12 protein-coding genes are annotated in these 12,586 nt (G+C 68.0%); 7 read left to right on the top strand and 5 right to left on the bottom strand.

The features are described from left to right. Positions 1-134: 134 nt before the first annotated feature. From G1C96_RS02980 to G1C96_RS02965, 4 genes are all read left to right on the top strand, one after another. Positions 135-698 carry a PadR family transcriptional regulator gene (locus G1C96_RS02980; RefSeq protein ID WP_169275132.1) on the top strand — a complete coding sequence of 188 codons (564 nt, stop codon included), beginning with the start codon at positions 135-137 and terminating at the stop codon, positions 696-698. Positions 699-716: 18 nt separating this feature from the next. Continuing rightward, on the top strand, positions 717-1,427 hold the full coding sequence (locus tag G1C96_RS02975; protein WP_169275131.1) for an endonuclease III domain-containing protein: 711 nt from the start codon (positions 717-719) through the stop codon (positions 1,425-1,427). A 404-nt stretch (positions 1,428-1,831) separates the two neighbouring features. After that, a complete protein-coding gene (locus tag G1C96_RS02970; protein WP_169275130.1) occupies positions 1,832-2,617 on the top strand; it encodes a methyltransferase domain-containing protein in 786 nt (261 codons plus the stop codon). Between the two features lie 19 nt (positions 2,618-2,636). Then, positions 2,637-5,162 (top strand): excinuclease ABC subunit UvrA, encoded by a 2,526-nt coding sequence (locus G1C96_RS02965; protein WP_169275129.1) that lies wholly within the window; start codon positions 2,637-2,639, stop codon positions 5,160-5,162. 81 nt (positions 5,163-5,243) lie between these two features. On the opposite strand, the gene G1C96_RS02960 is transcribed toward G1C96_RS02965, so the two are convergent. Both G1C96_RS02960 and G1C96_RS02955 read right to left on the bottom strand, forming a co-directional pair. Next, entirely contained in the window at positions 5,244-6,506 is a 1,263-nt protein-coding gene (locus G1C96_RS02960; RefSeq protein ID WP_169275128.1) for a hypothetical protein, read from the bottom strand. A gap of 107 nt (positions 6,507-6,613) precedes the next feature. Continuing rightward, positions 6,614-6,946 carry a hypothetical protein gene (locus tag G1C96_RS02955; protein ID WP_169275127.1) on the bottom strand — a complete coding sequence of 111 codons (333 nt, stop codon included), beginning with the start codon at positions 6,944-6,946 and terminating at the stop codon, positions 6,614-6,616. 394 nt (positions 6,947-7,340) lie between these two features. On the opposite strand from G1C96_RS02955, the gene G1C96_RS02950 reads away from it, so the two are divergent. Genes G1C96_RS02950 through G1C96_RS02940 form a run of 3 tightly spaced genes read left to right on the top strand, consistent with a single transcriptional unit; the run spans position 7,341 to position 10,947 of the window. Continuing rightward, the gene (locus G1C96_RS02950) at positions 7,341-8,759 is read left to right on the top strand and encodes an MFS transporter (RefSeq protein ID WP_169275126.1); all 1,419 of its coding nucleotides are present in this window, start codon (positions 7,341-7,343) and stop codon (positions 8,757-8,759) included. Further along, positions 8,756-9,532: a GNAT family N-acetyltransferase gene (locus tag G1C96_RS02945; RefSeq protein WP_169275125.1), complete on the top strand. Its 777-nt coding sequence runs from the start codon at positions 8,756-8,758 to the stop codon at positions 9,530-9,532. Before G1C96_RS02950 ends, G1C96_RS02945 begins: the two co-directional genes overlap by 4 nt. A gap of 53 nt (positions 9,533-9,585) precedes the next feature. Beyond that, positions 9,586-10,947 carry an MFS transporter gene (locus G1C96_RS02940; RefSeq protein ID WP_335341913.1) on the top strand — a complete coding sequence of 454 codons (1,362 nt, stop codon included), beginning with the start codon at positions 9,586-9,588 and terminating at the stop codon, positions 10,945-10,947. On the opposite strand, the gene G1C96_RS02935 is transcribed toward G1C96_RS02940, so the two are convergent. From G1C96_RS02935 to G1C96_RS02925, 3 genes are all read right to left on the bottom strand, one after another. Further along, positions 10,920-11,444, bottom strand: a complete 525-nt coding sequence (locus tag G1C96_RS02935) for an NAD(P)H-dependent oxidoreductase (RefSeq protein ID WP_169275123.1) — start codon at positions 11,442-11,444, stop codon at positions 10,920-10,922. The genes G1C96_RS02940 and G1C96_RS02935 overlap by 28 nt on opposite strands. After that, positions 11,441-11,779 carry a helix-turn-helix domain-containing protein gene (locus G1C96_RS02930; RefSeq protein WP_169275122.1) on the bottom strand — a complete coding sequence of 113 codons (339 nt, stop codon included), beginning with the start codon at positions 11,777-11,779 and terminating at the stop codon, positions 11,441-11,443. The genes G1C96_RS02935 and G1C96_RS02930 overlap by 4 nt, the downstream gene beginning before the upstream one ends. Before the next feature lie 153 nt (positions 11,780-11,932). Next, positions 11,933-12,454: an NAD(P)H-dependent oxidoreductase gene (locus G1C96_RS02925; protein ID WP_169275121.1), complete on the bottom strand. Its 522-nt coding sequence runs from the start codon at positions 12,452-12,454 to the stop codon at positions 11,933-11,935. Positions 12,455-12,586 lie beyond the last annotated feature (132 nt).

The raw sequence follows: 12,586 nt of genomic DNA, 5'->3' as shown, positions 1-12,586 counted from the left end.
GAGATATTTCAGATTGAATTATCGATAACCCATGCGTCACGACGAGGCGGACGTGTGCGAATCCTGCGCCGTGCGCGTTGCGCCGACGGGAAACCACGCGAAGAAATATGTCGAAATGAGGTATGGTGAAGGGTATGAACGTAGTGGAGATCATGACCCTGGGATTCCTGACGGAGGGATCGACCTGCGGCTACCGCCTGCGCAAGAAGATGGAGCGCCTCAACGGCTTCGCGCGCCCCTTCAGCGACGGCACGCTGCACACCGTCACCGGCAGGTTCGTCAAGGCGGGCTACATCGGGGAGACCTTCGAGGTCGTCAACGGGCGTCGCCTGCGCCAGTTCCACATCGAGCCGGCGGGACGCGAGAAGCTCATCGAGGAGCTCAAGGGCGCGGACGGCTACATGGTCAGCGACATCACCAAATGGTCGATCGTCATGTCGTTCCTCTCCGTCATCCCGGACAGGGCCGACCGCGACGCCGTGCTGCGCCGTCGCCTCGCCGTGCTCGACTCGGACGTGCGACGCATGTACAGCGACGGCATGGAGCCGATCGACAACGATCTGATCACCGACAAGTACCGTCGTGCCGTCATCGCCGTGCATGACGCGGAGATCGAGGCCGAACGCGCATGGCTCATGGGCGAGCTGGGCGCCGGCGCCGCGAAGAACGCCGAATCCGCATCGGGCGTCGAGGCCTAGGCGGACGTGAATGCGGACATGGCGGCGGAACGCGCCGCGCCGCGCGGGGTGAACGTGGGCGCGCCGCCGTCCGCGCGTGAGATCGAGACGCTGTACGCCGACATGCTGCGCGCGATCGGCCCCACGGGATGGTGGCCCGCCGAGACGAGGTTCGAGATCATGGTCGGCGCCGTGCTGACGCAGAACACGGCATGGGGCAACGTCGCGCGGTCGCTCGAGGCGCTCCGCGGCGCCGACGCGCTGACGCCGCGCGCGCTGCTGCGCATGGACGAGGAACGGCTGCGCAACCTCATCAGACCGTCCGGCTTCCAGCGCAACAAGGCGCGGGCGCTGCGCGACCTGAGCCGATGGTTCGTGGATCGGTGCGACGCGGATCCGGGACGGTTGGCGCACGTGGACGACGTGGCGCTGCGCGGCGAACTCCTCTCACTGTTCGGCGTCGGGGGAGAGACCGCCGACGACCTGATGCTCTACGTGTTCGACCGCCGGGCTTTCGTGGCCGACGCCTACGCGCGCCGCCTGCTCGCGTTCTGCGGGTGGACGCCTCCGCGCGGATACGCCGCGTTCCATGACGCGATGATCGGCCCCGTGCTCGCGACGTCGCTGGGCGTGCCGGAGCTGCAGGAGCTCCACGGGCTCATCGATGAGTTCGGCAAGGTATGGCGCGACGACGACGCCAAGACGCGATCGCCGCTGGCCGCGTGGCGCGGCGCTCTGTCGGGGCGATAGGGCGTCCCGCACCCGGCAGGCGAAGACCCGGGTTTTCGTGCGATCGACGGAATGACGGGACTTGATTCGGGAATCCTCCTCTTCCCTTGCTTTGGACGATGTCCGATCGGCAAGCGAACGGCCGGGTTTTTCCCGGTTCGGCGGAATGACGCGGACTTGCTTGGAAACCTGCCTCTTCGTTTGCCGAAGATGATGTCCTGTGAGCAAGCGAACGGCCGGGTTTTTCCCGGATCGGCGGAATGGCGGGGCCCGGTTCGGAAACCTGCCCGTTCGTTTGCCGAGGGCGGACCCTTCGCGCGCCGGCGAGAGCCCGCACCCTGCACCGAAATTCCGCCATGCGGACCGCGGTCCGTGATTCGGCCAATCGCCGGAGCGCCGCACCCGTGCGCGTTACCGTGGGCCCCATGGTTCAGTGGGATTCGGAACAGTACCTGCGATTCGCGGCAGAGCGCACGCAGCCGTCTCGCGATCTTGCGGCGCAGCTGCCGCCCGACGACGGCACGGTGACGCGCGTGCTCGACATCGGCTGCGGCCCGGGCAACAGCACCGCCGTGCTGCGCGAACGCTATCCGCAGGCGCGCATCATCGGCGTCGACAGCTCGCGCGAGATGATCGAGGCGGCACGCGAGGCGCATCCGGACATCGAGTTCGCGCTGTGCGACGTGTCCGACGCGAAGCGCGTCGCCAGACTCCCCAGAGACTTCGACGTGGTGTTCTCCAACGCCTGCATCCAATGGGTGCCGGACCACACCACGCTGATCCCGCGTCTGATGCACCGGCTGCGCAAGGGCGGCACGCTCGCCGTGCAGACGCCGATGAACTACGACGAGCCCATCCATCGCATCATCGCCTCCGTGGTGCACGGCCCGCGCTTCGGCGCCATCCTGCCGCAGCAACGAGAGTTCTACAACCTCGAACCGGACGAGTACTGGGAGCTGCTGCGCAAACACAGCTCGGGGTTCCGCATGTGGATGACCACGTACCTGCACACGCTGCCCTCGCACGAGGCGATCATGGAGTGGTATCGCGGCACCGGTCTGCGCCCGTACCTGCAGGCGCTCGAGGGCATGGACGCGCAGGCGGAGTTCGAGGAGGAGATCTTCTCGCGTCTGCGCGCCGCATACCCCGTGCAGTCCGACGGCAGCGTCATCTTCCCGTTCCCGCGCTTCTTCTTCCTCGCCACCAGATGACGGGCCGTACAATGGCCGCATGAATTCCGCCGACATCCAGCATTCCGTCCAACGGCAGCGCCCGAGCGCCATCGAAGTGCGCGGTGCGCGCGTGCATAACCTGAAGAACGTCGACATCGACGTGCCGCTGGGCGAACTCGTCGGCGTGGCCGGCGTCTCCGGCTCCGGCAAGTCGTCGCTGGCGCTCGGCGTGCTGTACGCCGAAGGATCGCGGCGCTACCTGGAGGCGCTGTCCACCTACACGCGTCGGCGGCTCACGCAGGCGGGACGCGCGCAGGTGGACGCCGTGCTGCACGTGCCCGCCGCGCTCGCGCTGCACCAGCGTCCCGCCGTGCCCGGCGTGCGATCCACGTTCGGCACGATGACCGAGCTGCTCAACAGCCTGCGCCTCCTGTTCTCCCGCTGCGGCGCGCACGTCTGCCCGCATTGCGGCGCGCGCAACGAGCCGAGCCTCAACGTGGCCGCCGACCTGCCGATCGTCTGCTCCGGGTGCGGCAGGGCATTCCACGGCCCCGGCGCGGAGGACCTCGCCTTCAACTCGCGCGGCGCCTGCCCGCAATGCTCCGGCACCGGCGTGGTGCGCGAAGTGAACCGCGCGGCGCTCGTGCCCGACGAGAGCAAATCCATCGACGACGGCGCCGTGCTGCCGTGGGGATCGCTGATGTGGGATCTCATGAAGCAGGTGTGCGGCGCGATGGGCGTGCGCACGAACGTGCCGTTCCGGGACCTGACCGCCAAGGAACGCGACATCGTCTTCAACGGTCCGGCCGTCAAGAAGCACATCCTCTACCGGTCGAAGAAATCTGACGACTTCGCCGAACTCGACTTCACGTACTACAACGCCGTGTACACCGTGGAGAACGCGCTCGCCAAGGCCAAGGACGAGAAGGGGCTGAAGCGCGTGGCGCGGTTCCTCGTGGAACGCCCGTGCCGCGACTGCGCCGGGACGCGGCTGAGCGCGGCCGCACGCGCTCCGCAGGTGAACGGCACCGATCTGGCGCAGGCCGCCGCCATGACGCTCGACGACGCGACGGACTGGGTGCGCGACGTGCCGGACACGCTGCCCGAAGCCATGCGACGCATGGCGCGGAACATCGGCGAATCGTTCCTCGACGTCGCCCGCCGCCTGCGCGAACTGGGGCTGGGATACCTGTCGCTCGACCGCGCGGGCTCGACTCTCTCCACCGGCGAACGGCAGCGCGTGCAACTGGCGCGCGCGGTGCGCAACCGCACCACCGGCGTGCTCTACGTGCTGGACGAGCCGTCGATCGGCCTGCATCCGGCGAACGTGGACGGCCTGCTCGGCGTCATGCACGATCTCGTGGCGGACGGCAACTCCGTGGTCGTCGTCGACCATGACGTGCGCGTGCTCAAGGCGGCGGACCATCTCATCGAAATGGGACCGGTCGCCGGCGCCGAAGGCGGCCACGTGATCGCGCAAGGCACCGTGAGCGAGATCGAGCACACGTCAGACAGCCGCATCGCGCCGTTCCTGCGCGACGAAGCTCCCGAACGCGTGCGTGCGACCGTGGACGCGGCGCACATGTTCGAGCACGGCCGCATTGCGCTGCGCACCGGTCCGCTGCACACCGTCAGGCCGCTCGCCGTGGACATTCCGCGCGGACGCCTCGTGGCGGTGACCGGAGTCTCCGGCTCAGGCAAGACCACGCTCGTGCTGGAGACGCTGATCCCGGCGCTGCGCTCCCTCTACGATGCCGATGCGGCGAGACCGAGCCATGTGCTCGACATCGCAGCGGACGGCGTCCGGCGCGCGAACCTCATCGACGCGACGCCGATCGGCGCGAACGTGCGCTCCACCGTCGCCACCTACTGCGGCGTGCACGACGACCTGCGCCGTGCCTTCGCCCGATGCGACGCCGCCAAGAGCGCCGGATTCAAGGCCGGCGACTTCTCGTACAACACCGGACGTCTGCGCTGCCCCACCTGCGACGGCACCGGATCGATCTCGCTGGACGTGCAGTTCCTGCCCGACGTGGACATCGAATGTCCCGACTGTCGCGGATCGCGGTACGCTGCCGGTGCCTGGGACATCCGCCGAACCGGCAAGGACGGCATTGCGCGCTCGCTGCCCGAGCTCATGGCGATGAGCGTGGACGAGGCGCGCGCGGCGCTCGCCGACCTGCGCAGGACGCGCGAGCGGCTGGACGTGCTGCACGGTCTGGGACTTGGCTACCTGACGCTGGGGGAGCCGACGCCCGCGCTGTCCGGCGGCGAGGCGCAGCGGCTCAAGCTGGCCAGCGAAATGGGGCGTGCGCAGTCCGACGCGGTGTTCGTGTTCGACGAGCCGACCATCGGCCTGCACCCGCTGGACGTGCGCGTGCTTCTGGGCGTCTTCGACCGGCTGGTCGACGCCGGCGCCACGGTGGTGGTCATCGAGCATGATCTGGACGTGATCGCCAACGCCGATTATGTGATCGACATGGGGCCGGGCGGCGGCGCGAACGGCGGGCGCGTCGTGGCGACGGGCACGCCCGACGACATCGCCGCGAATCCCGATAGCGTCACCGGGCGGTATCTGCGCTGAGGCTCGGCAGGGTAGGCGTCTGGCGACGCGGCGCCGGCTGCCCTGCCGTGCTTATGCGGTCACTCGGCTGTGCTGATGCGGTCACTCGACCGTGGGATCGTTCTTGGCCGGCGCCACGTGATCGAACGTCTTCATGCTCCCGCCCGGCCAGTAGGTGAGCTGTAGCTGCCGGTCCTTCTGCCCTCCGGTGATCCGCAGGATCTCGTCCTTGACCGCCTGCGACTGGCTGACGGGCACAGCGACGGTGATCCTGTCGCCGAACCCGCCTCCGGTCTGCTGGAACATCAGGAACTCGTACCCGCTGCCCACCTTGAAGCCATTGATGTCCGAGGTCGTCACGATGGTCTCGGTGTGGGGCCCTTCGACGATCGCCGTGGCCGGGTTGCGGATGCAGGCGCCTCCGACGGCAAACAGGGTGAGCAGCAGCGCCAGACCGCGGCGCAGATCGACGCCGACGACGCCCGTGCCGTCGTAGCCTTCGCCATCGTCTGTGCCGTTTTCGCCGTTCTCGTCCGCCCGGCGGCGCAACGTCGTCTGGGACACGAGGAGCATGATCAGCACGATCGCCGCCGCGGCGAATGCGGCGATGCCGCCGGTCATCTTCCCGATGATCAGCTGCAGCCCGACGGCGTCGGGGATTCGCGCCATCAGCACCAAGCCGGTCACCGTGATCGCGATGGCCACCAGCGCGACGATCGAGGCGACGCGGGCCGCGGCGAACCGATGCCGTGCCGCCGACGCGATGGCCTCTTTCTCGGCGTCGGTGTATGCGGCGGAACGGGCGCCCTCCGCTGCGGCGGCCCGGACTGCGGCGATCATGTCGGCGTCCAGCGTTGCCTCGGCGTCCTCGCGGGCGTCGTCGGAGGACGGCGCATCGGCCTGCGTCCACGGCTGCAGCAGTCGGATCGCGCGGCATTCCTCCGACTCGGGGTACCAGTCGAGGATCACGCGCGTGCCCTCGTGCTTCAGCGCCTCGTCCAGCTCATGGTCGCGGTAGGCCCGCCACGGGATGCGAGTGAACGTCAGCGCATGGCCGTCATCGGTGCGGAAGCTCCATGTCGTGGTCGCATCGCCGTCCGAATCCTCGTGGTAGGAATACTCCGTGAGCGTGGCCGGCGCGGTCATGCTGCCCTGCCGCACCTGCGCGGCGTAGTGCAGCAGCAGCCTGAGGCAGACGTAGAGGGCCAGTGCGCTGAGAACCATCATCAGCACGTTCAGCGGAGTGCCGCCGAGGGATCGCATCATGCGGGGGATGGTCATCTCCTCGCCGCCGCCGATCAGGAACAGGCCGGCCAGCAGCCCCACCATCGCGCATCCGATCATTCTGCCGCCGAACTGCCACATGCCGCCCTCCCCAAGGGAACGAAAATGGGAACGAAAACCGCTTCACGTCCATTGTGCGGCGGGGAATGGCGGTGCGGCGCCGCTGCGGCGATAAGTTCGTCTGCCGTTCATGTTGCGCGGGTCGCGGGACGCTGTGCGCTCGGCGTGGCGTCGGCTCCGCTGCTGCCGGCATCGATGGCGCTCATCAACGAGGCGAACCCCGATCCGCGCCGGCATGCATGGGCGTTGGCGCCGTGGGGCGCGGGCGGAGCCGCGGCCTCCGCGGTGGGACCGCTGCTGGCCGCGGGCCTCGCGGCGCTGCTCGCGTTCGTGGTCTCGCAGGCCGAGGTCGCGTCTCCGATGATGCTGCTCGGGCTGTTCCGCGTGCGCGGCATGCAGGTGGCGCTGCAGATCGGCTTCATCATGATCTTCAACTGGCACGGCATGGTGTTCATCTGCACGATGTTCCTGTGGGACGGCTCGGCATGGGCGCGTTTGCCGCGGGGTCGTGATCGTGCCATCGCGTTCGTGCGGTGCTTGTCGGCGAGCGGGACTAGGGTCGGAAGCCATGTGTTCCATGTTGTTGGCCGCGTGCCCGCAGACCGGCGGTCTGCCCGGCAGAGCGGGGAACTGAGACCCGTCGTCGGGTCTCGGGGCGGAGCCCTGCCCGTGCGCGGCCCCGTCCGGATCGTCGTCACAACAACCGCTGCAGACCGCCACGTGCCGCCGTCCGCCCACGTCCGCGGACGTGGATCTCCATCGCGGGCGCAGCGACATACGAGACATCGAGGAAATCGGGGGAATCTGCGAAGGGTTCCGGAAAGCCGACGAACCTCGAGGAACAGGAACACCCATATGTCTTCCACATCCCAACACGGCCGACCCGCGTCGGCTCGATCCTCATCGTCCCCCGCGCTCGGAAACGGTGTCGCGGATCCCCGGGAACACGGCTGGCGTTCGCGCGTCACGCTGCTGCTCGTCGGGCAGGCCTTCTCCCTGCTCGGCTCCAACATCGTCCAGTACGCCCTGTGGTGGTGGATCGTGCTGCAGGAGCAGAGCGGCTGGGCCATGCTGCTCACCACCCTGTTCGGCGTGGTGCCGCAGGGCGTCGTGTCGATCTTCGGCGGCTCCATGGCCGACCGGTACCCCCGCAAACGGCTCGTCATGCTGCCGGACCTCATCATCGCCGGCGTCACGGTCCTCCTGTCCGTGAGCTTCGCGATGGGATGGGCGAGTCTGTCCGTCATCTTCGTCGTGCTGTTCATCCGGTCCGCCGGCGGCGGCGTGCAGACCCCGGCCGTCCAGTCGTTCATCCCGGACGTGGTACCGGCCGGCGGACTGCTGCGCATCAATGCGATCTACGGCATGATCAACTCGGCGAACATGCTCGTCGCGCCCGCCGTGGCCGCCGTGCTCATCAACGTGATGCCCCTGTGGTCGATCCTGCTCATCGACGTGACCACCGCGGTGATCGGCGTCGGATTCGTGGCGCTCATCCGCGTGCCGCACGGCGGGCGCACATCGGCCGGCATGCCGACGCGCATGCGCGACGACGGCGTCGAAACTCCCGAAGGCGGCGCTCCCGTCTCCGGCATCCGTCGCGCATTCGCCGATCTGCGAGCGGGACTGGCGTACACGATGCGCCATCCGCGTCTTCGCGGCGTGGTGCTGGGCGACGCGCTCGCCAACTTCGTGGCCGTCGCGCCGATGAACCTCACCCTGCTGCTCATGACCCGCGAATACGAAGGGCGGGACCTGGACCTCGGGTTCGTGCACCTCGTCACCGCATCCGACAAGCTCGCCGCCAACGAGCTGAGCTGGAGCGTGGGCATGCTGCTGGGCGGTCTTGTCATGTCCACGATCGGCGTGAGGATGATCCGCAACGCCATGCGTGTGGGCGCGCTCGCCATCGGGGCGGTCGGCCTGACGATCGTCGGGCTCGGCATCGCGCCGGGGCTGCTGAGCTACATGGTCATCAACGTGCTGTGCGGCGTCGCCTGGGGCGTCTGCGCCGGACCGATGCGCACCGTCATCCAGACCGAATCCGACGAGGCGATGATCGGACGCGTGTTCGGCGTCGACACCACGCTCGCCACGTTCGGCATGCCGCTGGGCATGCTCGTGTTCGCGCCGCTCGCCGACGTGATCCCGATCTCCTGGGTGTTCGTCGCGGGAGGTCTGCTCGCCCTGCCGGTCTCCTGGTACGTGCTCGCCCTGTCCCGCGAGGACGCCGATCCGCATTCACGACAGACGACCGGAGGAACACGGCGATGACGACGGGCACATGCATGAATGATCCCGTGACGCTGCGGCCGCTGCGCCGCGACGACTATCCGGCGCTCGCCGGGATGCTGCGGCGCATGTGGTACGCCGATCCCGCGACGAGCGAAGCGTGCGCGCGGCGGCTGGCGACCATCGACCTGCATCACTGCCTGTCCTGCTCGACCATCGCAACGGTCGCGGAGTGTGGCGGCGAGGTCGTGGGCATGATCCTGGCGCGCGTGGACGCGGACGCCTCGTTCGGACGTTCGACACCGCTCAACCGGCATGTGCGCAGAGTGATGTACGAAGCGCTGCCGCTGCCGTTCTCGGCTGAAGGACGGCGCGGCATCCGCGACGCGCTGAACATGGTCGCCGTTGACGCGCGTCTGATGCGAGGGCTCACAGGGCGCTACGATGCCGAGATCGTGCTGTTCCTCGTCGACGAGCGGCAGCGCGGCCGAGGCGTGGGACGCGCGCTGTTCGACCATGTGATGCGGCGGTTCCGCGCCGGCGGCGTGCGACGCTACTTCCTGTTCACCGACACCACCTGCGACGTCGGCTTCTACGACCATCGCGGACTGACGCGGGTTCGTGAGGAAGCCACGTCCCATGTCGACGGCACGTCGGACACGTACTACCTAGTTGAAGGCGAAGCGCAGAAGAGACGGACGCGCCTGGAAGACGCGGACGGACGTCGTCGCAGACGCTCGTCAGGAGAGTATGATCATGCCCTTGGCCGGCGATTGCCGGCTCGTACATGTGACCCATATCGAAGGGAATGCTGATAACCACTCAATCATTGCCAACGCATACGTCCCAAGACTCCTCGAAGGAGCCGATCGCATCGGATCCGCTCGAAAACGGCTGGAAGCGCCGTGCCGCATTGCTGCTCACGGGCCAGGCGTTCTCGCTGCTCGGCTCCAGCGTCGTGCAGTTCGCCATCTGGTGGTGGATCGTCATGCAGACGCGCACCGGATCGGCCATGCTGATGGCCACGCTGTTCGCCGTGCTGCCACAGTCGCTCGTCGCCGTGTTCGGCGGACCCATGGCCGACCGGTACAATCGCAAGGCGCTGATCGTCCTGCCGGATCTCATCATCGCAGGCGTCACCGTGGCGCTGTCGGCGAGTTTCGCGACCGGATGGGCGAACCTGTCGCTGATCTTCGTGGCGCTGCTCATTCGATCGGCCGGATCGGGCATTCAGGAGCCGGCGGTGCAGTCGTTCATCCCCGACGTGGTGCCGGCCGACAAGCTGCTGCGCGTCAACTCGATATTCGGCGTCATCGGTTCGGCGAACCGCATCGCCGCGCCGGCGCTCGCCGCGGTGCTCGTCAATCTGGTGCCGCTGTGGGCGATTCTGCTGGTCGACGTGACCACTGCGGTCATCGGCGTGGGATTCGTCGTCATGATCCGCTTGCCCATGAAGGATGCCTCCATGCGGCGGGCTCCCGCTGACGCCGACGGCACGGCGATGAGCGAAGCTGGGATGCGGCCCCGCGCCGAAGCCGAATCCGCTGGGCTGGTGGCCGTTCTGCGCCGCACCTTCGCGGACCTCAAGGCCGGCATGGCGTACACGATGCGCCATCCGCATCTCAAGGGCGTCGTGCTGGGCGACGCGCTCACCTGCTTCATCGCGGTCGCGCCGATGAACCTGACCCTGCTGCTCATGGCGCGCGAATACGAAGGCATCGACCTGAACCTCGGATTCGTGAACCTGACCACCGCGTCCGACAAGCTCGCCGCCAACGAGCTCGGGCTGAGCGTCGGCCTGCTGCTCGGCGGCGCGCTGATGTCGGCGCTCGGTCCACGCCTGCTGCGCGGCAGCCTCGCCCGGATGCGCGCGATCGCCTGCGGCATCGCCATGGTCGGCATCACCGTCATCGGGCTGGGAATCGCGCCGAACCTGCTGGCCTATCTCGTCATCGACGTGCTCAACGGCGTGGCCTCGGCCATCTGCGTCGGCCCGATGCACACCGTCCTGCAATCCGAATCGGACGAATCGATGACCGGGCGCGTGTTCGGGCTCGACACCATGCTCTGCACGCTCGGCGAGCCGCTGGGCATGCTCGTGTTCGCGCCGCTGGCCGACGTGATCCCGATCGCATGGGTGTTCATCTCCGGCGGCCTGCTCACCCTGCCGGTGGCGTGGTACGTGCTCGTGCTTGCCGGGCGTCAGCCGGCCAGCAGCGCATCCGCGTAGCGGGCGGCCGATGTGGCGAGCTCGGCGTCCGTGAGCTCCATGGACCTGAAGACGACGAACGGCTCCAGCCACGCGGCGCGCGTGTAGCGGGCCATCATCCGGTACGGCGAGAGCACTTCGCCGATCGTGGCGCCGTTGTCTTCGGTCTGGTATTCGGATGCTGGGCCGCCTGCCGTGGTGGCGACCATGATCTCCTTGCCCTTCAGCGCTTCGCCGCCCGGGCCGTACGCCCAGCCGTATGCCAGCACCTCGTCCTCCCACTGCTTGAGCAGTGCGGGGGAGGAGTACCAGTAGAGCGGGAACTGCAGCACGATGCGGTCGTGCTGCTCGATGAGCCGCTGCTCCGCGGCGACGTCGATTGTGCCGTCGGGGCAGAGCGCATACTCGTCGCGCACGGTGACGGCGTCGGACGGCAGCTTCCGCGCTGCTGCCATGAGCGCCGCGTTGGCGCGTGACTTCGCCATGTCGGGGTGGAATACCAGAACCAGGGTCTTCATTGTCTGCCTCCTGTCTCCAGGGCCGTCGCGGCCATTGGGATCGTGCATCCATTGTCGACGTCGGCGGCGACCGGCGGGGCGGCGCCTGCCGGCTCGGCGAAGTCGATGACCAGTTCGCGGCCCATGCCTCGGGCCAGCGCTTCGAGCGTGCGGAACGACGGGTTGATGTGCGCCTGTTCGATGCGGCCGATCGTGATGCGGGAGATGCCGGAGCGTTCCGCCAGCTGATCCTGCGTCAGGCCGCATTGCCGGCGCGCGTGGGCCAGCGCCTCGCCGATCTGGGGATAGACGTCATTGCGGGCGTCGGCGCCCGAGTTATATGACTTGGTGGACATGGGCCCATTGTGTCATTCACGGCGTACCGCGGTGCCGTGGTGCGCCGCGAATCGGCCGCGCAGACGCGCGCACCATGCGCGAAGGCGGCCTCCCGGTGTGGAAGGCCGCCTTCATGCGAACGGGATGGCCCTGCCGTTGGCAGAGGGCCCGCGTTACTCGGCGAGGAACGCCTTGTATGCCCTGACCTGCTCGGCCAGCGCCTCGTCGGAGATGCCGAAGGAGCCGAACGTCACGAACGGTTTGACCCACGTGGCGTTGATGTGGTTGGCCGTGCCCTGGAACGGGACGAGCACCTGGTCGATGGTGAACTTGTTGTCGCCCTCCGGCTGGTACTTCGACTCGGGGGATCCGGTGGACACGGCGACGGCGAACTCCTTGCCTTCGAACGCGTGGCCATCGGAGCCGTACGCCCAGCCGTGCTCCAGTACGTCGTCCTCCCACTGCTTGAGCAGCGCGGGGGAGGAGAACCAGTACAGCGGGAACTGGAAGACGACGCGGTCGGCGGCGTCCACGGCGGCCTGCTCGGCCTTGACGTCGATCCTGCCGTCCGGGTACAGCGCGTACTCGTCGCGCACGGTGACGTTCTCCAGCTCGCCGGCGGCATTGGCGAGCGCCTTGTTGACGTTGGACTGGCCGTTGAGGGACGGGTGGAACACGAGCACGAGGGTCTTCATGATGGTCTCCTTGATCGTTGTCGTTCGATTCTGCATGAGATATCTCAGATCGAGATATCCATTCCTGTATCACTGTTGCAGACGACGCACCGGCGGGGAAGGCGATTATGCTGCGGGCGAACGGTGGCTCGA

The organism is Bifidobacterium moraviense (assembly GCF_012932365.1).
GTDB classification, from domain to species: Bacteria; Actinomycetota; Actinomycetes; order Actinomycetales; family Bifidobacteriaceae; genus Bifidobacterium; species Bifidobacterium moraviense.
Note: the sequence above shows the minus strand (reverse complement) of the source record. Positions and strands in the feature narration are given on the sequence as shown.